Below are 24,855 nucleotides of genomic sequence, written 5' to 3'. Positions count from 1 at the left end.
GTTGTTTCGCTAATTTAATGCCATCATTAGGGGAACGGGGTAGAAAGGACGGAGATGATATTTATGATTAGAGCTGCAAATGTGGAGGATCGAGAGGGTATTTCCAGACTATTGACGCAATTAGGTTACCCGGATACCGAGCTTTATATGAAAGAGAATATAGAAAGACTTCTTGCTGACCCTAATGAGGAGTTAATGGTCTATGAAGCGGAAGGATGTGTTATCGCCTGTCTTTCCCTGCATTATATCCCGCAACTGGGCATGAGAGGAGATATCGCCTCCATTAGTTATCTGGTTGTGGATTCCTCAGTTAGAAGTAAGGGAATTGGACAGGAATTAGTGGAATCCGCTTCAGCTTCCGCCACCCGAAGAGGATGTGCCAGTATCCAGGTTCATTGTCATGCCAGAAGAATAGAGGCTCATACATTTTATGAAAGACAAGGTTTCAGGGAGGCCCCTAAGTACTTCTCAAAAAGATTGGGCCAATAATTCAATCCACAGCAAAAAGACGCCTACAGTAATGCTGTACAGCGTCTTCATCTGAATCCTTTGGCGTATAACAAGTCTTGTCTCTGCTTATTTCACTGACGAAGTCCCAGCGCTTCCAGCACCCGGTTCCTGCTTGGCATCTGTGCCTGCATCTGATACGGTTCCTGGTACGGCTTGCTCCTTATCAATCAGTCCGGCGGCTTCTCTGGCTTCATTCAGCTTGGAGATGCCATAGAGCATCGCTACGTCCGCCTGCTCATTCATCGTGTTGAATTCCTCAGCGGTCACATCGGGCGATACTGCGCCCTTGGAAGCCTTCTCCTTGATCTGATAGGCACTCTGGAAAGCGATCACCGAATCTCTAAGCAGCTTCTCGATCGTATCCGGCAGGCCACCCGCAATCTTGATATCGTTCACATGATCTGCAAGCTGAGATGCGGTATCCTGGAAGCTGTCCACAGCCTTCTCGAATTCTTTGTCTGTCGCTTGTCCGGTGGAATAAGAGGTTAGCGTGGTGTTGAAGTTCTCTAGCGAGGATTTGCCCATTTCGTCGAATTTCGACATTTCATTGTAAAAGTTCTGTACCGTCTCCTGTACCTCTTCCGGGGACGCCGGTTCAGCACTGTTATTGCCGCAGGCACTGAGTATCATGACGGCCACTAGCAGTCCTGCAAGTAAAGCTTGTCTCATAGTTAAGATCCCTCCACTTAACAGAATAATATCGATTTTTGTTAAGTGCAAATGAAATTAATGTAAAATTCGGCGCAATGAAACATATGTCAGCAGTTAAGCGTATTCATAGGGAGAAACGGCGGTCCATAACCCGTTGATGACTGGCAATTCCTGTTATACTATAATGAATTTATCTGTTCAAGGAGAGGAAGATTATTATGGCTTATTGCACAGCATGTGGTGCGGAATACAAGGAAGGTGCCAAATTCTGCGGGGAATGCGGAGCAGGTACAGAAGAGGTCGGTTCTCCGGCAGCAGCACGCCGTCCGGCGGCTGGCCATAGCTCCGGTCCCGAAAAAGAATTATGGCAGGGCAAGCCTGCCGGCATCTCCGACCGTCTCAAGGGGCTGATCGGACTGAATACCACCAAGTATACGATTACGTCCCAGCGGATTATGGTGAAGAGCGGACTGATCGGCAAGGATGTCGAAGAAATCGAGCTGCTGCGGGTCAATGATTTCTCTGTCACCCAGTCGGTTATGCAGCGTATGCTGGGCATCGGGACGCTGATCATTTTGTCGGATGATGCTTCATCTCCACAGCTCCCCTTCTATAGAATCCGTAAGGTTCAAGCTGTCAAGGATATCCTGCGCCAAGCCGTCCGTGACGAGAAAATCGCCAACAACATCAGCTACCGCGAGCATATCTGACGCTTCGTTACACTTGGTTATGGAAGGTAGAGAGCTCCTGCCGGAATGACGCCTTTGGCCTGGCTGGGGCTCTCCCACATCAGTACCGCCCGCGCATCCCCCTGGTTCTCATAGTACTCCACCTTCAGGTCATGCAGCTTCCCTGCAATCAGACTCACTGTGCCTTGCCGCTCCTGCCCGCTCTGCTTCATCCAGCTGTCAATAACCAGCTTCCCGTCGATCCATATCCGGATTCCGTCATCTGAATACGAGTAGATCGTATAGGTCTCACTGTAGGCAGCGCTTATTCGACCGCTCCAGCGTACGGAGAACAGATCTGCGTGAACGGCCGGATCAGGCGCCGCCTGCCTCCAGGCGAAGTTAATATTGGCATCTGTCCGGGTGAGGGCAGGCGTGCCGCTAAGCGTAATATTGTTATAATACTGCCCATAGAGGCCCGGCTTGGGGAGTACCCCTCCTGAAGAAGCATACGCCGCCGCCTTGGCCGAATAGTCGTCTCTGGAGAACACGGCACTATTCTTCATAAAAGCCTGAATTACTGCATCCTTATTGCGCTCGTACAGCATCTTGCCCCAGGTCATCTGGTAGCTCCATTTGTTCTGAGTGCCTGCCAGCACAGTTGGCGGAGGAAGCTCCCCGTTCTCGCCGATGGCGATCAGCTTGCCGCGCCCCAGGTCCCAGAGCATATCATGATGGCTTACCTTGTAATCCCCCTCGAAAATATCCGCTGCCAGCACATCCACTCTGCCGCTGCCCGGATAATACTTCGCCGGCTCCTCACTATTCTTGTTCTTGGCATTCGGACTCCATACCCACAGCAGATTGTGCAGCTGATGATAGACGGTGTACCGCTGGAACATGATCTCCCAGAGGGTCACGAAGGAGGATTTCTGGCCCCACCAGAACCAGCCGCCGTTCATCTCGTGGTAAGGTCTCCAGAGTACGGGGACACCGGCGTCATCCAGCTTTTTCAGAAAAACAGCTACCTTATCGAGCTCCGCAATCATTGCCGTATATTCTGGCGTTCCCGCTGTGATGTACTTGCTGAAATTAGCTTCGCTGAGGCTCATGGAGACATTCGTCCAGGCCGGAGCACTGCCCGGCAGGTTGGCATGATAGGTCATCGCTACGATTCCCCCGGCCTTATGCCAGCGGATCGCACTGTCGGTTACTCCCTGCCGCTGGCTGCTGATAAGCTTCTCCGTCTGGCCGCTGATCGGCCCCATCTCATAACCGTGTAGTCCGGCGTAGCTGCCAGCGGTATTCTTCAGCTTGTTGTTGATATCATCCGGGCTCTCCAGGTAATCATGCTGACCGCTGATCATTCCCTGGCCCTGCAGCCAGTACAGCGTCTCCAGCAGCTTCCTTGCGGGCGCCCCCAGCTCCGCGTCAGCGGGAGACATCTGTATTTTGCGAAAAGCCGCTTGCCACTGCACATCACCTATCAGCCGCGAGGCTGAATCCAGCAGGTCCCTGAGGTTGCGCTGTTCCACATTTTCCACCATCCTTTTCCTTGTGTTTGTACATATTATGACGAATTGTGGAACTTCAGCACGGCAAATGCACAGAATTAGGGCTGTCGCAATCCGTTATTCTTACGCTATACTATTCAGGGCACAGGCATTATACCCATACCCACTTACAAAGGAGCAGATATGAAAGCCAAAAAGTCCATCATCAGTCTCATCATTATCGCCCTGCTCAGTCTTGCCGCCTACCTGCTGGAGGAGAACGGACAATGGCTGCCGCAGACCCCTTCTGCGAATCCTTCGGAGGTCGTGAAGCTGAAGTTCCCGGCAGACCGCTACCCGGAGACCGCAAAGCACATCCAGAAGGCCATCCGCAAGGGAGAGTCAGCGATCTGCACCATCAACCGCAAGGACGCGGAGGAGAACCGCAAGGCGTCTCTGAAGGGAGTCCCCACGAAGAAAGGCTATGACCGGGACGAATGGCCGATGGCCATGTGTGAGGAAGGCGGAGCCGGGGCGCATATTGAGTACATAACGCCCAGTGATAACCGCGGAGCGGGAAGCTGGGTCGGCAATCAGCTGGAAGCATTCGCAGACGGTACGCGTGTGGAATTTATTTTCAAATAAGCCGGCATGTGGGGGATGTTATTCAATTTCACCGCGATAAAGCGTAGAATGAAATGGGATAATATAACTTAGATGGAGAGCCGGAAGTGTTCTATATCTGTTATCGGGGCAAAAGGCTGTACGGCCCTATGTCCGAAGCTGAAGCCTTACAGGAATGGTTCGCGCTTGCAGGAACAATCAAGGAACTCTATATTATTGAAACCGACGTAGCTACAGGCAGAATCAAACGCCAGATCGGGCCAACGGTCCGTGCTCATAAGAAGAAAAAGAAATAGCCCTATCCGGCACAGGCCGGACAGGGCTACACTGGCTATAGGCGGTTCTAGAACAAACAGGCTTTAGTGATGATAACCAGCAGAATGAACAGAACCAGAATGGCACCTGTCGAAGTCCAAGGGCTTACTACCGGAACGATTGGAGGTCCCTGATTCACTCCACCTACGTTATTTCCACAACCGCAACCATACTCTGCTCCCATAATTAATTCCTCCTCTTGAATATTGAATACAGCACAGAATATGTGGAATTCCGCCCCGTTGCATGGGCCAATTGGCAAAGAAATACCTTTCACCTAACGGACAGGCGTCCAGTAGTCGATATAGAGTATGAAGCAATAGCTTAACAACAAATGAAGGGAGGAATGCCGGATGGATATTGCTGCATTATCCGTAGTGATGAGCCAGTCATCCTTACAGCAGGCCGCAGGGCTGCAGGTGATGAGCCTTGCCAAGGAGCAGGCGCAGAGCAGCGCCCAGGATATGGTTCAGATGCTGAGTCAGGCCACGCACCCCACCTTGGGAAAAACACTTGATATTCGGGCGTAATTCCTTTATGCTTACATACACAGGAACACCCGTTCCATATTTCAGCCGTTGAAGAGTACGCGCTGAACTGCTGCTTAGCCCTTAAGGGCTTTTCTTTTGGCCAATAACACGAACATACGATCTTATATATGGGGTGATTGATTATGCAAGGCTATTATCAGATGACCGCTTTGGAGAAATGGACAGAGGATCTATACCAGCGCATTGGCGTCCGCAAGCCGGCCGATATCTCCATTGATTACATAGCGAAGCAGCTCAATATCTGGGTACACTATCTGGATGTCAGAAGCAAGGCGATTGAGGCTGCGGCCGGAATGTACAGTATGTTCATCGACAACCGCCTCCCTCCCGAGCTGCAGCGGCTGGAATTCCTCCACGAGCTCTGTCATCTGCTGCGGCATGCCGGCAAGTCTACGCTTATGCCCGGAGTGTTCACGCAGGCGCAGAGAGATGAATCCGACCGGTTCATTCTGTATGCCTCCATGCCCTATAGTATGATCTCCGCGAATACGCTGCCCGAGCTTCGTGAGGATGCCGTTGCCGAGCTGGCTGTAGCGTTCCAGGTTCCCGTTCCCCTCGCGCTGCAGCGGATCGACCAGATCCAGAGACGGATTTTCCAGGGGCAATTAATGGCTGTTATGGAACGTAACGAAGACAGAAATATCATCCACAGACATATTCGCTAAGCGCTGCGGGGATAATACGCTATAGACCCGGAGGGCGGAGATTCCCCTCTATAACAGGGTTAGATTCTACTGTAAAGGGGATCAAGATCAACGTGGAAGCCTTGAAAGTCATTCAATTATTGCTGACTCACCCTGAATATAGCGTGGATGCCGTTCATCCTGAAATTCCGGATTTTGTGGGTATCGAGACGATTGAAGTGGACCACGTTACCCAGACCTTCTCCATCCTGCTGCAGGAGCCTAAGGAATACGGCTGAGAGCAGGATTTTACAGTATAACAATTACATAGAACAGCCCCGCTAACACGAACCGGTACAGCGCGAACCACTCCAGGCGGAGCCGCTTGATCAGCTTGATGAACGTGACTACTGCAATCATGGCTACGAGGAAGGACGTCACGAACCCGATTAGCATCAGGGTCAGCGTATCTGAATTGAGTAGATCCCTGCTGTCATACAGGTCCAGGAGGCTTGCTCCGAACATCACCGGCACGGAGATCAGGAAGGTGAAGTCCGCAGCGGCTTTCTGGCTGGTTCCCAGCAGCAGACCGCCTGAGATCGTCGAACCGGATCTAGAGAACCCGGGCCACAGTGCCAGACACTGGAACAGCCCGATGCCGAAGGCTTGCGTATAATTAAGACCGTCTACCGTCTCTGACGTTACGGATCTCCTGCTGCGTGCAGCGAAGATCATCAAGAGACCACCGGCAATCAGACCAATGAGGACCGGCTTGGGGCCGAATAGCTGGCTTTTAATCGTGTCCTTGAATAGTAGATAGATGATTAACGCTGGTACCATGGCCAGGATCATATGAATTGCATTCAATCCCTTACTCTTGGCGAAATCCATCTTAAGCATATTCACGCCAATGTTCAAATACTTCTTCCAATACAGCAGCAGCACGGCCATTACCGCACCTAGCTGGATCACGATTTTGAAGGTAACCGCAGCCTCCCCCTCGAACTTCAGCAGATCCCCTGCCAGAATAAGGTGCCCGGTAGACGAGACCGGCAAAAATTCAGTCAACCCCTCAATAATCCCTAATATAATTGCTTTGATAGCTTCAGTCACTGGTGAATAGCCCCTTTCGGAAGTGAATCAATATATTTCCAGTATAAGAGGCTAAGATGGAATTCCCCATCGAATGAGCTAACAATATGGGAGTTGGTGTGACATAAATGTCATGTGGTTTATTGTGATCACAAAAAAGCCACCAAGCTACTGGTGGCAAAATTTCATTATGCTCTATTCGTAAAATAGCCGCTATGCTAATTGTGTAATAACAAGATGTGCTGAAACGGGTCTTGTTCCTCCCGCAAGAGGAGTAATCGTAAGTGCAGCGGCATTTCCGGCAGGATTGCGAACGGTTAGAATACTGTTAATGACCGTTGTTTGCACGATCGCCATTTCTACGATTTGCGAGGTACCTGTTGCCCGCCCAACTACGGTATAAGCGAGATCTGCACCATTTAAAGTCAAGATTAGTTGTCCGGCTTCGTCCACGCTAACCTGAAACAGCACCTGATACGTCCCAATAGCCGCTAAATTAAAAGAACTTGGTCCGGTACGGGCAATCGTTGTCCCGCTGGTAGGGCCATCTTGAGGAAAGCTTACATCTGTGCCCGGCGCTACCGTTGCCGTATTATCAGGAGGCATCAGAGCAAAGAAATCAGCAAATCCTAATACCCCTCCCGCCGTTCCTGTTGCCCCGGTTGCTCCTGTTGCCCCGGTCGCTCCTGCAGCTCCTACAGCTCCTGCGGCTCCGGCCGGCCCAGTGGCTCCTGTTGCTCCAGCCGGCCCTGCCGCTCCTGCCGCTCCGGCCGGACCAGTAGCTCCGGCAATGCCTTGTGGCCCAATCGCTCCCGCCGGACCAGGTTCACCCTGCGGGCCCTGGGGACCTATGAGGCCCTGTGCTCCCGGAAGTCCCTGCGCCCCTTGCGGGCCAACGGGCCCCGCTGCTCCCTGGGGGCCTATCGCTCCAGGTGGCCCGGGCACACCTTGGGGGCCTTGGGGCCCTGGAGGCCCGCCGGCAGGTCCCGGAGGACCTGCTGTTCCCTGGGGACCTCTTGCCCCCGGGATTCCCGGTATACCCGGGGAGCCCTGCGCTCCTTGGGGCCCTGTGGGACCAATGACGGTAGGAGTAGTGACATTGACTTCAGGCGGTGGACAGGTTACTTTAACCACCTTTTTAATCACTTTTTTAACAACTTTCCGATGTTCTTTTCTTTTTCTTTTTGAAGGAACGAGGGTGACGATTTTTTTAGGATGACATTTTTTATCGTCTGGACAACTCAATACGGACACCTCCCTAATAAGATAGTGTAGTGTACGCATCCCATCCGGTTTAGAAATGGACGATCAACCAGTTTTTACTAGTCAGCAACCTAATTCCAAAAAAACGGGCGTTAGCTATAGTAGTTACGCCCTTGAATACATCACAATGTCCCACACCAAATTTTATTATTTTTCGTATTTTAGGATTGGACAACTGATACTTCCCTGTCAGATCCGAATTTCTAATTCGGGTCTGTTTTTTTGTTATTCTCCTTCAAACTCATGCTACATCAATTAAGCTGACGCTATAAATGATGTGCAACTTCAGATGCATAATTCACGTAAAACTGATAAAGGAGTTGGTAAAAATGGTTGTCTTTTCTATTCTATTTGTACTGATTGCGATGCTGAATATCTTCTTCCCGGCCATGGGCTGGCATATGCGTTATGGCTGGATGGTAAAGGGCGATTCTGAACCAAGTGAGGCTTATCTCATGATGAGCAGAATAAGCAGCGTTATTGTACTTATAATCTTTTTCTTGTTCTTTTTGCCTTCTATGTTTGGTTAGGGTGTACGTTAACAATAAAACAGGAGCTGCTGGCGCTTCCCTGCCAACCACTCCTGTTTTTATTTTCATTTAAAATTTTTAGCCCTGTTAAGGAATAGCAATGAGCGCACGGGGAAGGCCAGACGATTGACGGTACATTAATATTTTCAACGGTTCCGTGGATAACTATAAAATAATGTATGTGAGAGGTAAAATAATGAAAAACACTACTAAATGGTTTGTTTACTTATGTTGGTTCGGGGCTCTTGCTATAAATATTCGGTTGCTAATAAGATCATTTTCAAACAATGAGCCTGTATTCTCTAATATAGTAGGTGTTGCTTTATTGGTAATTGCTATTATTAGCTTACATTTCAGTGAGAAAGCTAAAGAACAAAAGAATGGAAGTAACAAGTAATAAAATTAAACCCTAAGAAATCAGAACATATTTATTGAGTATTTGAAAAAGCTATAAAATAAAACTCGCCGGGCTTAATGCCAGACGGATTTATTATTTGTACAGGCTCAATCATGGTAAAACTTCTATAATATATTTGTTAACATGGAATACAGCAGCCGGTGCATATTAAAAACCCCCTTGCTAGGCAAGGGGGTTAAGTGAAGTGGGCCCTACAGGACTCGAACCTGTGACCAATCGGTTATGAGCCGACCGCTCTAACCAACTGAGCTAAGGGCCCGGACTAGGATATCCGTATTATACAAGTGCTGTCCGGTGTAATAAGGTAATTGCGGGGGCAGGATTTGAACCTGCGGCCTTCGGGTTATGAGCCCGACGAGCTACCGGGCTGCTCCACCCCGCGTCAGTTAATAATTATTTAAACAGCGACAATAGATAATATACAATATAGCCATGGATAAAGTCAAGGATGATTTTGGATTTTATGGCTAAGGCAGAAAACGCACACCATAACGCCCCTTGCGCGAACGGTATATTTCCACAAAACGCGGATCATGATAGCCATAGATCCAGCCGTCCTGCTCCAGTCTTTTGGCAAGGCAGCCCGCTTGAAATCTGGTCCTGAACAACTTGGCAAAATAGATCCAATTCATGATACCCTCTTCTCCTTCATCGCAATAATATATGTCCCGGTGCTATTTATCATGCCCAGTTTTGCAAGAAAATCAGAGGATTGGTTGGCGGAGCGGATGGCAATTTCTGCCCGTATGCAGCTAATTGTAATGATCCGTTGAGGGAAATAGTTCGATTTTATACACTTGCTTGGGCGGAAATCGCCTCTTCAAAGGAAATAAGTGGATTTAGGACATCTAGTTCTGGCGGTATCTGCGTTATTGTCCATTTCAGGTTTCAACAAGTGTATTTTTTCCAACTAAAGCCTCTATAAGTGTGCTGGGCCAGTGAATAGATGCTGTTTTTCCACTTTTTTTCCCTAAGAGCCCAAAAACTAATTAAAGCATTAAAAAAGAAGCCCCATCCCCCGGCAAAGGGGACAAAGCTTCTTCTATGCATTCTCTACGCTCTACGTTTACGCTTTATGTTTACGCTCTACGTACTCTTTACGTACCCTCTACTCATTTCCTGCGTCTTTTCCTAGCCCCTACACGCCGAAGGCGGCAGGGTCCTTGCGCCATGATTGCAGCAGCGCTACATCGCTCTCAGCGATCTTGCCTTGGGCCAGCGCGACATCGATGAGCGTGCTGTAGTTGGAGAGGCTCTGGAGCGGAAGCTCCGCAGCGGCGAAGGCTTCTACGGCACGGTCCAGCTCGTAGCTGAAGATGGCCAGCACGGCCAGCGGGAGGCCGCCTGCTTCCTGAACGGCCTGCGCGGCTTTGATGGAGCTGCCGCCGGTGGAGATCAGGTCCTCGATGACGACGACCTTCTGGCCGGGCGTGATGAGTCCTTCGATCTGGTTCTGCTTGCCGTGGCCCTTGGCCTTGTCCCGGATGTAAGCCATCGGCAGGCCGAGCTTATCGGCCACCCAGGCCGCGTGCGGGATACCGGCGGTTGCTGTCCCGGCAATCACCTCGGCGTCCGGATAGCTGGTTCTGATCAGCTCTGCGAAGGCCTCCGCAATGTAGTTGCGGACAGCCGGGAAGGCCATGGTCAGACGGTTATCGCAGTAGATCGGCGATTTGATGCCGGAGGTCCAGGTGAACGGCTCCTGCGGGCGCAGGGCTACCGCTCCGATCTCCAGCAGATGACTGGCGACCTGTTCACTTCGATTCTCTAATATGCTCATGCTTGGCTCATCTCCTCAATAATATTCAGTGCTGCTGCTCGCGGATCTGCCGCTGCTGTAATCGGCCGGCCTACTACCAGGTAGTGGCTGCCTTGGCGGATAGCCTGTCCGGGAGTCATGACCCGGGACTGGTCGTCCAGGGATGCCCCGGCGGGCCGGATGCCCGGGGTAACCGTGCGGAACTCCGGTCCGCAGGCTTCGGCAATCACCAGGGATTCCTGTGGGGATGCTACGACTCCATGCAGGCCTGCTTCCGCTGCAAGCTTGGCATAACGCACCACCGCATCCGTCACTGGTCCGGCTATGCCGATTTCGCGGTTCATCACTTCCTGACTGGTGCTGGTAAGCTGGGTTACCGCGATAATCAGCGGCATGTGCAGCGACGGCTGGAGGCTGACGGCCTTCGCCGCCCCTTCCACCGCAGCAGCCATCATGGCCGTTCCTCCGGCAGCATGTACGTTGAACATATCAACGCCAAGCAGAGTCAAGCTTTCTGCCCCGCCCTTTACGGTGTTGGGAATATCGTGCATTTTAACATCGAGGAATACCGAATATCCGCGCTCCTTCAGTTCCCGGATGAAATCAGGTCCGGCTGCATAGAACAGCTGCATTCCCACCTTTATATAACAGGGAATACCTTCGAGCTGTTCGATCAGCGCCCGCGCCTGGGCTGCATCCGGGTAATCCAAGGCGACCATCAGGCGTCCGGCCATTTCATTACGCTTCTCTACCTGTCCGATGTTCTCATGTTCATGCTGCTGTGCTGCTGTACCGTCCATTTTCTTCCCCTCTTTCTCGGTTAAAGTGGTCTCCTAACCAACCATTTCCAGGTCCCGGGCATAGGTGAACGGTCTGCGCTAACGCAAACCGTTCCTGTAGCAGCCTCTTACAGCTGCCTCACCCTCTATCTTATTGTCCGACAAAAGCAGGCATCGACTGGGACGAGAAGTTAATCGTCTGCAGCATTCTCAGCAGCGCCGTTACCGTATCAAGCGAGGTCATACATACGACGCCGTTCTCTACCGCTTCACGGCGGATGCGGAATCCGTCACGCTCAGGCGTTTTGCCCTTGGTCAGTGTATTGAAGACGAAGTTCGCTTGACCGCCGCGGATCAGATCCAGGATGGTCGGCTCGCCTTCATCCAGCTTGTTAACGTTCATCACGTTCAGCCCGGCCTGCTCCAGCGCAGCTGCCGTACCGCCGGTGGCGATGATTTTGTAGCCCATGGCATGGAAGCCCTTCATCAGCTCAACCGCTTCAGCCTTGTCTTTGTCGGCTACAGTTACAATGATTGCCCCGGTAGCCGGGATCTTCATACCTGCGCCGATCAGACCCTTATAGAGCGCCTTGGCATACAGCTTATCGCGGCCCATGACCTCACCGGTGGATTTCATCTCCGGTCCGAGCGTAGGCTCGACTCTGCGCAGCTTGGCAAAAGAGAACACCGGCACTTTGACCGACACATAATCGCTCTCCGGCCACAGGCCTTCAGTGTACCCGTCTTCCTTCAGCTTGCCGCCGAGAATGATCTTGGTCGCCAGGTTCGCCATCGGAATACCGGTCACCTTGCTCAGGAACGGAACCGTACGCGAGGAGCGCGGGTTGACCTCAATGACATACACTTCATTTTGATAAATGACGAACTGGATGTTCACCAGCCCGATGGTCTTGAGCTCCTTGGCAATCTTGATGGTGATCTCGGCAATCTTCTGCTTCAGACCTTCATCCAGATATTGCGGCGGGTAGACAGCGATGGAGTCGCCGGAGTGAACCCCTGCGCGTTCCACATGCTCCATGATGCCCGGAATGACAACCGTCTCTCCGTCGCAGATGGCGTCCACTTCCACTTCCTTACCCAGCATATAGCGGTCGATCAGCACCGGATGCTCCGGATTCACTTTTACCGCTTCAACCATATAGCTTAGCAGTTCTGTGTCGTTGTAGACAATCTCCATGGCGCGTCCGCCCAGGACATACGATGGACGAACCAGCACCGGATAACCGAGGGATTGCGCGGTTTCGACAGCCTCATCAATATTGATTACGGTCTTGCCTTTAGGTTGTGCGATATCCAGACGGGCGAGCAGGGCTTCAAATTTCTTGCGGTTCTCGGCTTCATCGATGCTCTCAAGGCTGGTACCCAGAATGTTCACGCCCGCAGCAGCAAGCGGTGCAGCCAGGTTAATCGCGGTCTGTCCACCGAACTGTACGATGACTCCGATCGGATTCTCCTGGGCAATCACGTTCATGACATCCTCGAAGAACAGCGGCTCAAAGTACAGGCGGTCCGAGGTATTGAAATCCGTCGATACGGTCTCTGGATTGTTATTGATAATTACAGCTTCGTAGCCAGCCTTCTGTATGGCCCATACCGCATGTACCGTAGAGTAGTCGAACTCAATTCCCTGGCCGATACGGATCGGACCGGAGCCGAGTACAATGACCTTCTGCTTATCGGAATGAATGACCTCATTCTCGGTCTCATAGGTGGAGTAATAGTATGGCGTTGAAGCCTCAAATTCTGCGGCGCAGGTATCGACCATTTTGAAGACCGGAACCAGTCCTTGCTGCAGACGCAGCACACGCACTTCCGCCTCCTTGGTGAATGCCCCACCTGGACGGCCTTCGGCACGGATCTCGGCAATCGCCCGGTCTGTGAAGCCTTTACGCTTGGCCTGATACAGTATGTCAGCAGACAATGTCTCTTCGGCACGGATCTCGTCCTCGAAGCTCACGAGCCCTTCGATCTTGGAGAGGAACCACCAGTCCACATTCGTAATATCCTGAATCTCCTGCAGCTCATAGCCGCGGCGGAAGGCTTCCGCGATCAGGAACAGGCGCTCATCATCCGGCTTGGCAAGTCTATAGCGCAGCACACTCTCTTCAAGCAGCTCCGCTCCCGGCAAGCGGAAACGGTGGACACCGATCTCCAGCGAGCGGATGGCCTTGTGAATCGACTCTTCAAAGGTACGGCCGATCGCCATCACTTCACCGGTCGCCTTCATCTGTGTACCCAGCTTGCGGTTCGCCGAGATGAACTTGTCGAACGGCCAGCGGGGGATTTTGCTGACGATATAGTCCAGTGTAGGCTCGAAGCAGGCGTAGGTCTGTCCGGTCACCGGATTGACGATTTCGTCCAGTGTGTAGCCGAGTGCGATCTTCGCGGCCATCTTAGCAATCGGATAGCCGGTCGCCTTCGACGCCAGCGCCGAGGAGCGGCTGACACGCGGATTCACTTCGATCACATAATACTGGTAGCTCTGCGGGTCCAGGGCGAACTGAACGTTACAGCCGCCTTCAATATTCAGCGCGCGGATAATCTTCAACGAAGCGCTGCGCAGCATCTGATATTCACGGTCAGACAGCGTCTGGCTCGGGGCCACTACGATACTGTCACCCGTATGTACGCCCACCGGATCAAAGTTCTCCATGTTGCAGACCACGATACAGTTGTCATTCGCATCACGCATAACCTCATATTCGACTTCCTTCATGCCGGCGATGCTCTTCTCGACCAGACACTGGCCGATCGGGCTGTAACGGATACCGGCCTTGACGGTCTCACGCAGCTCTTCTTCGTTGTCGCAGATTCCGCCCCCTGTTCCGCCCAGCGTGTAGGCAGGACGAACGATCAGCGGATAGCCGATTCCTGCGGCGAAGCCCAGAGCTTCTTCCACACTGGTAATAATCGCACTTTCCGGCACCGGCTGATCCAGCTCGCGCATCAGCTCGCGGAACAAATCGCGGTCCTCCGCTTTCTCGATGGATTCAAGCTGTGTACCCAGCAGCTTCACTTTCTCTTGCTCTAGGACTCCGGCACGGGCCAGCTCTACAGCCATGTTCAGGCCGGTCTGTCCGCCGAGTGTCGGCAGCAGTCCGTCCGGACGCTCCTGACGGATAATGCCAGTAACGAATTCCAGCGTAATCGGCTCGATGTATACTTTGTCAGCCATATTGGTATCGGTCATAATCGTCGCCGGGTTGCTGTTGATCAGCACAACCTCGACGCCTTCTTCTTTAAGGGCCTGACAGGCCTGAGTGCCTGCATAGTCGAATTCGGCAGCTTGACCAATAACGATCGGTCCGGAGCCGATAACCAGAATTTTTTTGAGTTTGTTGTTCTTAGGCATGTTATAGAGCTCCTTTCACGGCTTCAAGCTGGGGTGCGGATGATTTCGGTGCCGTGATTCTGGCATTCGCTGCAAGCTGCGCCTGACGCGATCCGGCCGGCCGCTGTGCCTTGTGGTCTGCGATCAGCTGCAGGAAGCGGTCGAACAGATAACTGCTGTCATGCGGTCCCGGCGCCGCTTCCGGATGGTACTGCACCGAAAAAGCAGGGTAGCGGGTATGCTTCAGTCCTTCAACGGTCTTGTCATTGTTATTGATATGGGTAACTTCCAGATCTGTACTGGCAATAGATTCCTCATTCACAGTGTATCCATGGTTCTGTGAGGTGATGAAGCAGCGTCCGCTCTCCAGCTCTTTCACCGGATGGTTCCCGCCGCGATGGCCGAACTTGAGCTTCTCGGTATCGGCGCCGCAGGCCAGGGCGAACAGCTGGTGTCCCAGGCAGATGCCAAAGATCGGGTATTCGCCGAGCAGCTCGGAGATCGTCTGTACCGCATAAGGCACATCCTTCGGGTCTCCAGGGCCATTCGAGAGCTGAATGCCGTCAGGGTTCAGGCGGCGGATCTCGTCTGCGGTGACATCATGAGGGACAACCACCACATCACAGCCGCGGTTGTTCAGCTCACGCAGAATACCGGTCTTCGCGCCGTAATCGACCAGCACGATGCGTTCTTTGGTGCCCGGGCTGCTGTAGGCTGCTGTAGTTGAGGTACGTGCAACCTGATTGCGCAGCTCTTCAATGGTCGTGTCACCCATCATCTCCATCAATTCTTCCACACGCTTGTTCGAAGTGGTGAGGATTGCCTTCATGGTGCCATAGTGGCGGATAATGCGGGTAAGCATACGGGTATCAATCTCGCTGATGCCGGGAATGTCATATTCCTTCAGCAGATCGTCTACACTGTATTCAGCACGCCAGTTGCTGGGTACGGATTCGTGACGCCGCACCACAAAGCCGTGTACAAAAGGGCGAACGGACTCGAAGTCATCACGGGTAATACCGTAATTCCCGATCAGCGGATACGTCATGGTGACGATCTGCCCACAGTACGAAGGGTCCGATAGTACCTCCTGATAGCCTGTAATTCCTGTGTTAAAAACAACCTCGCCCGTCTTCTCGCCTTCCGCGCCAAATGCGGTGCCTGTAAACAGTGTTCCGTCCTGAAGCAGCAATCTCGCCTGCATGCCTTCCACTCCTTCTTGTTTCTGTAGTCTGATTCTTATGTCACAGCCATGCAGCCGGGCTGCATGGGCTACTGCTTACTTCTGTTAAGCCTCACTCCATACGGCTCTGCCGTCTACCCAGGTCTTCACCGGCCAGCCCTTAAGCTTCCATCCGGTAAAAGGTGTATTGCGACCCTTGCTCGCAAACGTGGCCGGGTCTACTTCCTTCTCTTCATTCAAGTCAATCAGGGTCAGATCGGCAGGCCCCCCAACGGTAAGGCTGCCTGTATTCAGTCTGAACACCCGGGCCGGATCAGCGGTCATCCGCTGCACCAGCAGGGACAGATCCCATTTGCCTGTGGCCACAAAAGCGGTATACAGCAGCGGGAAGGCCGTCTCAAAGCCGACGATGCCAAACGGTGCAAGCTGCATGCCTTTGGCTTTCTCTTCCTCGCTGTGCGGGGCATGGTCGGTCACGATGATATCCAGCGTGCCGTCCAGCAGCCCTTCAATGCAGGCCTCGACGTCACGGCGCGAGCGCAGCGGCGGATTCATTTTCCAATTGGCGTCCATGCCCGGAATATCCTCCTCCGAGAGCAGCAGATGATGCGGGCATACCTCGGCGGTCACCTTAATGCCGATTTGCTTCGCCTGGCGGATCAGCCGGACCGATTGCTCGGTGCTAACATGGCACACATGATAGTGAACACCCGTTGCTTCAGACAGCAGAATGTCACGGCCTACATGAATGGCTTCCGACTCGTTCGGAATTCCCTTCAGGCCATGCTTGTCGGCAAAAGTGCCTTCGGCTACCGGCGCTCCTTCCACCAGCGAGTTATCCTCACAGTGGGCAATCACCGGCATATCCAGTCCCTTCGCCAGCTTCATCGCATCCTTCATCATCTGAGCGCTCTGCACGCCTACGCCGTCATCGGTGAAGCCGATCGCTCCCGCTTCCTTCAGTGCCGCAAAATCCGTCAGCTCGCGTCCCAGCTCATTCTTGGTAATGGCCGCATAAGGCAGCACCTTCACAAGCCCCGCTTCACGTGCCTTGTCCTTCACGAGCTGTACGATCTCTGCACTGTCAGTTACCGGGCGTGTGTTCGGCATGCAGGCAATCGTTGTGAATCCGCCTTTGGCTGCCGAACGTGCACCGGTCTCAATCGTTTCCTTATGCTCGAACCCCGGTTCACGTAAGTGCACATGCATATCGATCAGTCCCGGAATCAGCAGCTTACCATCCGCTTCAACGGTCTCGCCGGCTTCCTCTACCGCCTCGGCGGCATCCTGAATCTTCGAGATAACTCCGTCCTGCACAACAATATGCTTGCGCTCCAGCACGCCTTCTTCGTTCAGTACACTGGCATTTTTGATGATCACGGTTAGGATTCTCCTTTGTGCCTTCCGGCCGCAGCCGTAAGCTCTGTAGTTATTATATAATAAAAATTCATCTTTGTGTATATTTATTAATGCTCTTATGTGAGGTTTTTTTCTGCTATTGCAGCGCCCGCTCCATGACAGCCATCCGTACCGGGACTCCGTTCGCCATCTGCGGGAAAATCCGGGACTGGCTGCTCTCCACCACCGCATCGTCGATCTCCACATTGCGGTTGACCGGCGCCGGGTGCATGATGATCGTTGCCGGGTCCAGCCTCGATGCCCGTTCCTCGGTCAGCCCGAAGTGCTCCCGGTACTGCTCGGCTGATAAAATAATGCCCGAAGCATGCCGCTCCAGCTGCACTCTCAGCATCATGACCACATCTGCTTTCAGCGCTTCTTCCATAGACACATATGGAGCGTAGGCCGCAAGCTCCGGAGCCTGCATATTTGCCGGTGCGCAGAACTGCACACTTGCCCCCATTTTGGTGAGTGCCCAGAGATTGGACCGCGCTACCCGGCTGTGCATAATATCCCCGATAATCGAGACCTTCAGGCCCTTCAGTCCGCCAAAATGCTTGCGCATCGTGTACAGGTCCAGCAGCGCCTGCGTCGGATGCTCGTTGTTGCCGTCCCCGGCATTGATGAGCGGAACGCCTACCTTCTCGGCAAGCTGCTGCAGTACCCCGGCTGGCTTCAGCCGGACCACTCCGGCATCGATGCCCATTGACTCCAGTGTGCGCACTGTATCATAGATGGACTCGCCCTTCTCGACACTGGAGGCCGCAGCCGTGAAGTTCAGTACTTGTACACCCAGGCGTTTCTCGGCCATCTCGAAGGAAAAGCGGGTTCTTGTACTATTCTCGAAGAACATATTGGCAACAAAATGTGCTCTCAGCACCGGCGTGAGCTTCTCGCTCTGATGATCCCAGTAGGCTGTTCTGTCTAGCAGTTGGGTAATCTCCGACCCCGCCAGCTCCTTCATCCCCAGCAGACTGCGTTCCTTCACTTTGGTTGCCGTCATCATTGTTATCGTTCCTCCCGGTTTGAAATAATGTACACTTCGTCCTTGCCGTCATATTCGCTCAGGGACACTTCAATCTGCTCATGCCTGGAGGTAGGTACGTTCTTGCCGATATAGTCGGGGCGGATCGGCAGCTCCCGGTGACCGCGGTCAGCCAGTACAGCCAGCTGGATCATCCGGGGCCGTCCGCAATCCATCAGCGCATCCATGGCCGCGCGGATCGTTCTTCCGGTGTACAATACATCGTCGAACAGGATCACTTTCTTGTCCCGGGTGCCGCTGGTGCCCGGAGGCAGGATCAGGTTGCTGTTGACAACTGCCTTGTCCATCGCTTCCCGGTTGTCCCCGCCGCCTTCGCGGTCATCGCGGTAATGGGTAATGTCCAGCTCCCCATAAGGGATGTCCACGCCCTCAATTTCCTTAATGCGCTCCGCGATCCGCTGAGCCAGGTAGATCCCCCGGGTCCGGATGCCGACCAGCAGGCAATTCTCGATACCCTTGTTTTTCTCCAAAATCTCATGTGCAATGCGTGACAGTGCCCGGCGAATCGCCGTTTCGTCCATAATGACATTTTTTTCAGTAACCATCCTCTTTGCCATCCCCCTGCTTGATCGCCTGTTCAAGTTCCCCGGATAAACTAAAAAACTCCTTGCCCAAAGCAGGCAAGGAGTGAAATCCGCAGATTCAAAAAGATGGCGTGTCCGCGCGCATAAAAAGACCCTCCGTACTCATACGGATTCCTTCTTTCATGACGCGAACCTCGATTCACGTTACCTTGCCAGCCTCACGGGACTGAATTAAAGGCGCTATTCAACTATAGGGAATTATGACAGATGGATGGGGGGATGTCAAATTATATTCGGGAGTGTTGGGGGAAGACGGTGACAGATAGGGAAAAGAAATTTAGGTGAAGGGCGCGGCTGCGGTGATCACAGACATTTAGGTGATGGGCGCGGCTGCGGTGATTTTGGACTTTCGGTCGCTGTTGTCTCCAGATTGATTTGAATAAACCGCTTAGCGGATTAAATCCGGAGACAAAGGCGAACGCTGCCGCTCCTACAGTTCCAAAATCCCCTCCGCCGCTTCCACCTAAACGGTGAATGAGATTTGTCATCCCCCCTTGGGGAGAGGGCAGGCAGGGGGGCACTATGGCGCTGCGCTGATAGTGCATTGTTGCAGTGTGGCGGTGAATACCGCCACAAATAAGAAGTGCGAAGCCCTCCTCATTTTTCATCGTCACACTCTGAGTTGCATCCGACTTCCAACCTTCCGCTAATTATCGTTCCTGCCCCTCCTCTGCTATGATGAAGCTGGAGGCGAATGAAATCATGAACATGGAGTTTATTACTATAGAAGAATGGGATGAAGCGTGGTGGGGACGGATGAAGCGGATCTACCATGAGGCTTTTCCCAGCGGAGCTAAGACGGAAGCGATTCTGCGCAGTATGCTGAACCGGGGGATTGGTTACTTACATGCGGGGGTGCATCAGGGGGTAGTTGTCGCGATGGCTGTTACGGGTGTTGTGGGACAAGCTGCGGACAAGATCCTGATTATCGATTACCTCGCAGTAGATAAGGCATTGCGCGGAGAGGGAACAGGGACCTGGATGCTGGAGCAGATCAAAGCTTGGGCTATGCAGGAATACGGCATCCGCGGAATTATCATCGAGGCTGAATCGGGAGCTACGGAGTCGCACAAGGAACGTATTCATTTCTGGGAGCGGAACGGGTTCGTCCTGACCTCCTATGTGCATCAATATCGAATGGTACCGGAGCCTTATCAGGCCATGATGCTGCCGCTGGGTGGATCGGTGAATGTGCCGGATGACGGCGAAGGATTGTTTCGTTATATTAATGCTTTTCATAAGGTAGCTTACCGGAAAGGATAAGCGGCACTGCTTCCCTACATGTTGCACATTATGCAGGAATTCTCACGCTCCTGTGTGCTGCTGGGCCAATTGTTGCAGTTTTTGCAGGATTCATGCCAAAGATTTATCATTACCGAATGGATTGTTGCAAAAGGTGCAGGATTTGCGTGTCCGGGCTTGGTTTGAGCGGTTCGAGGTTGCAATTTGTGCAACAAATTGGGGCGGGTGGCCGGGCCAGGCCGGGCAATCACCATAGTAAATAAACGGCGACAAAAAGCCGCCGCAGATTGCTCTGCAGCGGCTCCCATTCAAACCAAAACTTAAAATTCAAATTCAACGTCGCTCAGACGTCTTTGGATTTCGGAGATGACACGCTTCTCCTCTTCCTCGCCCTTGGCCACGAAGGTCACGGAGAAACGCACGAACGCGCCGGCATCATCCCAAGGCACGGTGGAGATGAGCTTCTCGCGGATCAGGAACTGCGAGAAATCCTCGCCGGATTCGAAGCGGCGTCCGCCCTTGACGCCCTTAGGTGCGGCTACATAAAGGAAGAAGGAGCCCTTCGGCTTCTCGGCCTTGAAGCCCAGGCTGTTCAGCGCATCCACCAGCATGTTGTGGCGGCGGGAGTATTTGGCGGCAATCGCTTCGGTAATCTCAGGATGAGAGAGGCCGTAAGCGGCAGCTTTTTGAATGGCGATGAACTGGCCGGAATCATTGTTGTCCTTCACATCACTGAACGCCTTCACGATCAGCGGATTGCCGGCCACGAAGCCGATTCTCCAGCCGGTCATGTTGTAGGACTTGGACAGGGAGTGCAGCTCAACGCCAACATCCTTGGCACCAGGCACGGACAGGAAGCTCAGCGGCTTCACGCCGTCATAGGTCAATGCAGCATAAGGTGCGTCATGGATGACGACTACATCATATTTTTTGGCCCAGGCCACTACTTCGCTGAAGAATTCAGGGGTGGCGCTTGCGCCCGTAGGGTTGTTCGGATAGTTGAGGTAGAGCAGCTTCGCCTTACGGGCAACCTCTTCAGGAATGGAGCTCAGATCAGGCAGGAAGTTGTTCTCCTTCTTCAGCTCCACAGAGTAGACTTGTCCTCCCAGATACTTGGTATGAGTACCCAGTACCGGATAGCCCGGAATGGTCATGATCGTGATATCGCCCGGATTAATGAATACGGATGGCAGCATAGCCAGCGCAGGCTTGGAACCGATGGAATGCACGATTTCCGTTACAGGGTCAATTCCGTCCACCTGAAAAACTTCCTTAAGGTACACAGCCGCAGCGTCCTTGAATTCAGGAATACCGTTATCGGAGTAGCCGCGGTTCTCTTCCTTGGCTGCTTCCAGCGCAAGTCTTGCCACAATGCCTTCATCTGCCATTTCGTCCGGCTCGCCGACGCCCATGTCGATCAGTTCAATGTTCGGAAAATCCTGCTTCGCCGAGGCTTTGGCGCGTTTGATTTTCTCAAATTTGTAGATGGAGGTGTCCTTGCCGTATCCTTCGCCGCCGATGCGGTCTGCGAAATTCGTCTGAATGAATGTAGCCTGATATTGTTCAATGCTCATAATCTTCTATTCATCTCCTGGGCCTAAATTGTGAAGCTATGCTCTTAATATGACGCAAATCGGGCCTGTGTACCATGGATTTATAATCTATTGATTTGTACTTATCTGCTGCGCAATGTAAATAGAAGCTCTTCCATATCCGCCGGAATCGGCGCGCTGAACTCCTTGTACTCGCCTGTAGAAGGATGTACGAATCCGAGTACCGCTGCATGAAGGGCTTGTCCGTTCATGGTAGTTCCCTTGCTGCGTCCGTAGACCGGATCACCCACTAGCGGATGCCCGATGAACTTCATGTGAACACGGATCTGGTGCGTGCGTCCTGTCTCAAGCTGAAGCTCCAGCAGTGTGCAGTCACCGAAGCGCTCCAGCACGGTAAAATGCGTCACGGAGCGCTTGCTGTTCTTCTCGGTTACGGTATACAGCTTGCGGTCATGCGGATCACGGCCGATTGGCGCATCTACGGTTCCCTTGTCATGAGACAGATTACCATGCACCACTGCGATATAGCGGCGGGTCACACTGTGCTCCTTAAGCTGGGCGGACAGCGAAGCATGACTGGCGTCATTCTTGGCTGCCATAATCAGACCGGAGGTATCCTTGTCGATGCGGTGGACAATGCCTGGGCGAATCTCGCCGTTAATGCCGGACAGATCCTTGCAATGATACATCAGCGCATTGACCAGGGTGCCGGAGGGATGTCCCACTGCCGGATGCACGACCATGCCGCGCGGCTTGTTCACCACAATCACATCGCTGTCCTCGTAGGCCACTTCCAGCGGAATATCCTGTGCGATCAGATCTGTAACCTCGGGTTCCAGCACCGTAACGGTTACCTTATCGCCTTCATTCAGCTTGTAGTTCGCTTTGACCGGCGAGCCGTTCACCACTACATGTCCGCTGCCGATCCATAGCTGAACCTGGGAGCGCGAGATCTCGTCTTCCAAGGCCTCTGTAACGTATTTATCAATCCGCTCCCGCGCATTGCCCTCGGCAACGGTCCATTCGGTGACGTCTCTGTCTTCCTCGAGGGCGCCAGAATCCGCCAGCTCTTTGACGTCTTTGTTCAAATCATTCATTCCCTTCTTTGACTTCCTGTGATTCCTTCACCTCGGTGACTTCCTGTTCGCCCTTCACTTCCAGCAGCGTATCCAGAATAATCAGACCCACCCCGACCACGATACAGGAATCGGCCACGTTGAAGATCGGGAACGTATAGCTGCCGAAATTGAACATGAGGAAATCCACAACCTCACCGTTAAGAATCCGGTCCAGGAAATTGCCGATCGCTCCGCCAAGGACAAGCGCCAGCGCGGTAGGCAGCAGCTTGCGGGTCTTGCGGGCCTTGTTCAGGTACCAGACGATTCCGCATACAACGATTACTGTAATCACAATGAAGAACCACTGCTGCCCCTCCAGAATTCCGAAGGCGGCTCCACGATTGCGGTGCGACGTAATAATGAAGAAATCCTTGATTACCGGAATTTGCTCTGCGAGCTCCAGCCGGGTGGCAATCAGATATTTGGTACCCTGGTCAATCAGAAATACAATTAGCGCAATCAGAAAGTACACCACAGAAGTTGTCACTCCGTTCTTATTTTTCCCGCGGCTACGCGGTACGAATACTGTATAAAGACTTGTATATTGTAGCACAGGCCTCAAGAACCCGTCTATTGCATGACCAGGTAAGCCGGTTAAGGAAGGGCACTATTTGCCATCGCTAAAAAAGGGCCCCGGAGGCCAAGCTATCCAGAGAAAGAAACGGCCTCGCCGGTATCCTGCCGGGGTATTCTTCACTTCCTTCATCCCTGGCACCGGCGCTAGGCCCATTTCAGCGATTAGCTACCGAAAGGAGCTCACAGCAATGAGCCATCTGACACCACAGCAGCTCTCCGGGCTGCGTACTGCTCTCCTGCAGCAGCAGGAGAATATTAAGCACAGGCTAAGCAATAGCGGACAATACGGACTGCAGGAGGCTATGCGGGACAACACCGGAGAGCTGTCCGAAATCGATAACCATCCCGGCGATGCTGCCACAGAGCTGTATAACCGTTCCATGGATATCTCCCTGCTGGAGCGCGATGAGCATGAGCTGGACGATATTGAATCAGCCCTGAGGGCGATGGACGAAGGAACCTACGGCATCTGCATCGCCAGCGGCGAACCGATTCCCTATGAGCGACTGGCCGCCCTTCCCTCCACCCGCTACACGAAAGAGCATGCTCCCCGCCAGAGTGCTCCATTCACCCGTCCGGCCGAGGAAGAGCTGCTGTCTCCGCCGTTTGGCCGCACCAGTCTGGATGAGCGGGACGACCAGAACGGCTTCGATGGCGAGGATGCCTGGCAGATCGTGGAGAGCTGGGGCAACTCGGATTCGCCGGCCATGGCAGAAGGGAACAACATCGGCTCCTACAATGATATGGAGATCGAAGCGGACGAAACCGAGGGCTTCGTGGAGCCCTGGGAGAATTTCGTGGCCACCGACATTTCGGGCAATCATCTGATGATTATCAAGGGCAACAGCTACCGCCATTACATGAACGACGAGGAAGGCGACTACCTGCTGGACCCGACTCGAAAAGAACGGAAGTAGCGCCGCTGATTCGTGCCTCTTTTTATAAAGGAAGATTGCCGTGCCCGTTATCCAAGCCGCAATGCCCCACACTGTGGGGTTATTTCCTGTTCATCCACGCTCAGAACGTCTTCAGCTCCAGCTGATGCTGGACAATCCGTACAATATCCGCGATATAGTCGCCGATGATCGGCAGATTGAGCGCACCCAGCACCTGAAGCACATAAATAATTGTCGCCGCAAAAAAAGTAAATCCGAGCGCAATCCCCAGCCCCCTGGCCACGCCGGAGAGAATGTTCAGCCAGATCAGCCGGAACGGGGAATGCAGCAGCTCGGTATATTCCGAGATTCGTGACTTCTCCATCTGTTGAGCCAGACTCGTGGTCATCCGGTACAAGGCGTTCAGCTTCTCTTCCGGGGGAAGATCGGCCGGATCGACGGCTGCTGTGACAGTCACTTCAGGCTTAGGACGGGAAGAAGCGGCTGGCTGGCTTTTCTCAGGATATTCTGCGCCCGGTTCTGTCTTGCCCGAAGGGCCTGCTCCCGAATGCGGGGGCTGATGCTCATGCGGTCCTTCCTCCCTGTTATTCCCTCTGTCCGTGGTTCTGATCGAAATTCTTCCCGGCCCGTCC

General features: G+C 53.0%; 28 protein-coding genes and 2 tRNA genes. 11 read left to right on the top strand and 19 right to left on the bottom strand.

The window, feature by feature from the left end:
- Nucleotides 1-63 precede the first annotated feature (63 nt).
- Nucleotides 64-489: a GNAT family N-acetyltransferase gene (locus MHH78_RS11240; RefSeq protein ID WP_341167442.1), complete on the top strand. Its 426-nt coding sequence runs from the start codon at nucleotides 64-66 to the stop codon at nucleotides 487-489.
- Nucleotides 490-576: 87 nt separating this feature from the next.
- Here MHH78_RS11240 and MHH78_RS11235 read toward each other — a convergent pair whose 3' ends face one another.
- On the bottom strand, nucleotides 577-1,179 hold the full coding sequence (locus MHH78_RS11235) for a hypothetical protein (RefSeq protein WP_341167441.1): 603 nt from the start codon (nucleotides 1,177-1,179) through the stop codon (nucleotides 577-579).
- A 200-nt stretch (nucleotides 1,180-1,379) separates the two neighbouring features.
- Between MHH78_RS11235 and MHH78_RS11230 the strand changes: the two genes are divergently transcribed.
- Nucleotides 1,380-1,871, top strand: a complete 492-nt coding sequence (locus tag MHH78_RS11230; protein ID WP_341167440.1) for a PH domain-containing protein — start codon at nucleotides 1,380-1,382, stop codon at nucleotides 1,869-1,871.
- A 17-nt stretch (nucleotides 1,872-1,888) separates the two neighbouring features.
- Here the strand turns inward: MHH78_RS11230 and MHH78_RS11225 are convergent, their stop codons facing one another.
- A complete protein-coding gene (locus MHH78_RS11225; protein ID WP_341167439.1) occupies nucleotides 1,889-3,364 on the bottom strand; it encodes a glycosyl hydrolase in 1,476 nt (491 codons plus the stop codon).
- 162 nt (nucleotides 3,365-3,526) lie between these two features.
- Between MHH78_RS11225 and MHH78_RS11220 the strand changes: the two genes are divergently transcribed.
- Nucleotides 3,527-3,967 (top strand): NucA/NucB deoxyribonuclease domain-containing protein, encoded by a 441-nt coding sequence (locus MHH78_RS11220; protein WP_341167438.1) that lies wholly within the window; start codon nucleotides 3,527-3,529, stop codon nucleotides 3,965-3,967.
- 128 nt (nucleotides 3,968-4,095) lie between these two features.
- On the top strand, nucleotides 4,096-4,242 hold the full coding sequence (locus tag MHH78_RS11215; protein ID WP_341167437.1) for a hypothetical protein: 147 nt from the start codon (nucleotides 4,096-4,098) through the stop codon (nucleotides 4,240-4,242).
- A gap of 47 nt (nucleotides 4,243-4,289) precedes the next feature.
- Here the strand turns inward: MHH78_RS11215 and MHH78_RS11210 are convergent, their stop codons facing one another.
- Nucleotides 4,290-4,445: a hypothetical protein gene (locus MHH78_RS11210; protein ID WP_155991357.1), complete on the bottom strand. Its 156-nt coding sequence runs from the start codon at nucleotides 4,443-4,445 to the stop codon at nucleotides 4,290-4,292.
- Between the two features lie 169 nt (nucleotides 4,446-4,614).
- Here MHH78_RS11210 and MHH78_RS11205 point away from each other — a divergent pair, with 169 nt between their 5' ends.
- From MHH78_RS11205 to MHH78_RS11195, 3 genes are all read left to right on the top strand, one after another.
- Nucleotides 4,615-4,791 (top strand): YjfB family protein, encoded by a 177-nt coding sequence (locus tag MHH78_RS11205; RefSeq protein WP_076076056.1) that lies wholly within the window; start codon nucleotides 4,615-4,617, stop codon nucleotides 4,789-4,791.
- 143 nt (nucleotides 4,792-4,934) lie between these two features.
- Nucleotides 4,935-5,477: an ImmA/IrrE family metallo-endopeptidase gene (locus MHH78_RS11200; protein WP_036724201.1), complete on the top strand. Its 543-nt coding sequence runs from the start codon at nucleotides 4,935-4,937 to the stop codon at nucleotides 5,475-5,477.
- Between the two features lie 92 nt (nucleotides 5,478-5,569).
- The gene (locus MHH78_RS11195; protein ID WP_155991360.1) at nucleotides 5,570-5,734 is read left to right on the top strand and encodes a hypothetical protein; all 165 of its coding nucleotides are present in this window, start codon (nucleotides 5,570-5,572) and stop codon (nucleotides 5,732-5,734) included.
- Nucleotides 5,735-5,744: 10 nt separating this feature from the next.
- Here the strand turns inward: MHH78_RS11195 and MHH78_RS11190 are convergent, their stop codons facing one another.
- Nucleotides 5,745-6,548 (bottom strand): undecaprenyl-diphosphate phosphatase, encoded by an 804-nt coding sequence (locus tag MHH78_RS11190; RefSeq protein WP_076076054.1) that lies wholly within the window; start codon nucleotides 6,546-6,548, stop codon nucleotides 5,745-5,747.
- Between the two features lie 192 nt (nucleotides 6,549-6,740).
- Complete coding sequence (locus tag MHH78_RS11185; protein ID WP_341167436.1) at nucleotides 6,741-7,661, bottom strand: collagen-like protein; 921 nt, start codon at nucleotides 7,659-7,661, stop codon at nucleotides 6,741-6,743.
- 401 nt (nucleotides 7,662-8,062) lie between these two features.
- On the opposite strand from MHH78_RS11185, the gene MHH78_RS11180 reads away from it, so the two are divergent.
- Both MHH78_RS11180 and MHH78_RS11175 read left to right on the top strand, forming a co-directional pair.
- A complete protein-coding gene (locus MHH78_RS11180) occupies nucleotides 8,063-8,320 on the top strand; it encodes a DUF6199 family natural product biosynthesis protein (RefSeq protein WP_341167435.1) in 258 nt (85 codons plus the stop codon).
- A 196-nt stretch (nucleotides 8,321-8,516) separates the two neighbouring features.
- A complete protein-coding gene (locus MHH78_RS11175; protein WP_341167434.1) occupies nucleotides 8,517-8,717 on the top strand; it encodes a hypothetical protein in 201 nt (66 codons plus the stop codon).
- Between the two features lie 206 nt (nucleotides 8,718-8,923).
- Here MHH78_RS11175 and MHH78_RS11170 read toward each other — a convergent pair.
- The 10 genes from MHH78_RS11170 to pyrR all read right to left on the bottom strand — a co-directional run bounded on the left by MHH78_RS11170 (nucleotide 8,924) and on the right by pyrR (nucleotide 18,799).
- Nucleotides 8,924-8,997 (bottom strand) — tRNA-Ile (locus tag MHH78_RS11170).
- Nucleotides 8,998-9,046: 49 nt separating this feature from the next.
- Nucleotides 9,047-9,120: transfer RNA gene (locus MHH78_RS11165), tRNA-Met, on the bottom strand.
- 85 nt (nucleotides 9,121-9,205) lie between these two features.
- Nucleotides 9,206-9,370: a hypothetical protein gene (locus MHH78_RS11160; protein ID WP_019909365.1), complete on the bottom strand. Its 165-nt coding sequence runs from the start codon at nucleotides 9,368-9,370 to the stop codon at nucleotides 9,206-9,208.
- Between the two features lie 506 nt (nucleotides 9,371-9,876).
- Nucleotides 9,877-10,518 carry an orotate phosphoribosyltransferase gene (gene pyrE, locus MHH78_RS11155; RefSeq protein WP_341167433.1) on the bottom strand — a complete coding sequence of 214 codons (642 nt, stop codon included), beginning with the start codon at nucleotides 10,516-10,518 and terminating at the stop codon, nucleotides 9,877-9,879.
- Nucleotides 10,515-11,297, bottom strand: coding sequence for an orotidine-5'-phosphate decarboxylase (pyrF, locus tag MHH78_RS11150; protein WP_445668038.1), 783 nt, complete (start codon nucleotides 11,295-11,297; stop codon nucleotides 10,515-10,517). The genes pyrE and pyrF overlap by 4 nt, the downstream gene beginning before the upstream one ends.
- A 130-nt stretch (nucleotides 11,298-11,427) precedes the next feature.
- Entirely contained in the window at nucleotides 11,428-14,649 is a 3,222-nt protein-coding gene (carB, locus tag MHH78_RS11145; protein WP_076076022.1) for a carbamoyl-phosphate synthase large subunit, read from the bottom strand.
- A gap of 1 nt (nucleotide 14,650) precedes the next feature.
- Nucleotides 14,651-15,832: a glutamine-hydrolyzing carbamoyl-phosphate synthase small subunit gene (gene carA / locus MHH78_RS11140; protein ID WP_340752336.1), complete on the bottom strand. Its 1,182-nt coding sequence runs from the start codon at nucleotides 15,830-15,832 to the stop codon at nucleotides 14,651-14,653.
- Nucleotides 15,833-15,916: 84 nt separating this feature from the next.
- Nucleotides 15,917-17,191, bottom strand: a complete 1,275-nt coding sequence (locus tag MHH78_RS11135; protein ID WP_445668037.1) for a dihydroorotase — start codon at nucleotides 17,189-17,191, stop codon at nucleotides 15,917-15,919.
- Between the two features lie 115 nt (nucleotides 17,192-17,306).
- The gene (locus MHH78_RS11130; RefSeq protein WP_076076017.1) at nucleotides 17,307-18,215 is read right to left on the bottom strand and encodes an aspartate carbamoyltransferase catalytic subunit; all 909 of its coding nucleotides are present in this window, start codon (nucleotides 18,213-18,215) and stop codon (nucleotides 17,307-17,309) included.
- A 2-nt stretch (nucleotides 18,216-18,217) separates the two neighbouring features.
- Nucleotides 18,218-18,799, bottom strand: coding sequence for a bifunctional pyr operon transcriptional regulator/uracil phosphoribosyltransferase PyrR (gene pyrR, locus MHH78_RS11125; RefSeq protein WP_076076014.1), 582 nt, complete (start codon nucleotides 18,797-18,799; stop codon nucleotides 18,218-18,220).
- A gap of 741 nt (nucleotides 18,800-19,540) precedes the next feature.
- On the opposite strand from pyrR, the gene MHH78_RS11120 reads away from it, so the two are divergent.
- A complete protein-coding gene (locus MHH78_RS11120) occupies nucleotides 19,541-20,101 on the top strand; it encodes a GNAT family N-acetyltransferase (RefSeq protein ID WP_341167432.1) in 561 nt (186 codons plus the stop codon).
- A 299-nt stretch (nucleotides 20,102-20,400) separates the two neighbouring features.
- Here the strand turns inward: MHH78_RS11120 and MHH78_RS11115 are convergent, their stop codons facing one another.
- The 3 genes from MHH78_RS11115 to lspA all read right to left on the bottom strand — a co-directional run bounded on the left by MHH78_RS11115 (nucleotide 20,401) and on the right by lspA (nucleotide 23,226).
- Entirely contained in the window at nucleotides 20,401-21,654 is a 1,254-nt protein-coding gene (locus MHH78_RS11115) for an LL-diaminopimelate aminotransferase (protein WP_341167431.1), read from the bottom strand.
- Between the two features lie 101 nt (nucleotides 21,655-21,755).
- Nucleotides 21,756-22,730 carry an RluA family pseudouridine synthase gene (locus tag MHH78_RS11110; protein WP_341167430.1) on the bottom strand — a complete coding sequence of 325 codons (975 nt, stop codon included), beginning with the start codon at nucleotides 22,728-22,730 and terminating at the stop codon, nucleotides 21,756-21,758.
- Nucleotides 22,723-23,226 carry a signal peptidase II gene (gene lspA, locus MHH78_RS11105; RefSeq protein ID WP_076075971.1) on the bottom strand — a complete coding sequence of 168 codons (504 nt, stop codon included), beginning with the start codon at nucleotides 23,224-23,226 and terminating at the stop codon, nucleotides 22,723-22,725. The genes MHH78_RS11110 and lspA overlap by 8 nt, the downstream gene beginning before the upstream one ends.
- 289 nt (nucleotides 23,227-23,515) lie before the next feature.
- Here lspA and MHH78_RS11100 point away from each other — a divergent pair, with 289 nt between their 5' ends.
- Nucleotides 23,516-24,244 carry a TraR/DksA C4-type zinc finger protein gene (locus MHH78_RS11100; protein WP_341167429.1) on the top strand — a complete coding sequence of 243 codons (729 nt, stop codon included), beginning with the start codon at nucleotides 23,516-23,518 and terminating at the stop codon, nucleotides 24,242-24,244.
- Nucleotides 24,245-24,344: 100 nt separating this feature from the next.
- Here the strand turns inward: MHH78_RS11100 and MHH78_RS11095 are convergent, their stop codons facing one another.
- Nucleotides 24,345-24,680 (bottom strand): DUF5665 domain-containing protein, encoded by a 336-nt coding sequence (locus tag MHH78_RS11095; RefSeq protein ID WP_076076360.1) that lies wholly within the window; start codon nucleotides 24,678-24,680, stop codon nucleotides 24,345-24,347.
- Nucleotides 24,681-24,855 lie beyond the last annotated feature (175 nt).

The sequence above is a fragment of the Paenibacillus sp. FSL H3-0333 genome (genome assembly GCF_038002805.1).
GTDB classification, from domain to species: Bacteria; Bacillota; Bacilli; order Paenibacillales; family Paenibacillaceae; genus Paenibacillus_AQ; species Paenibacillus_AQ silagei.
Note: the sequence above shows the minus strand (reverse complement) of the source record. Positions and strands in the feature narration are given on the sequence as shown.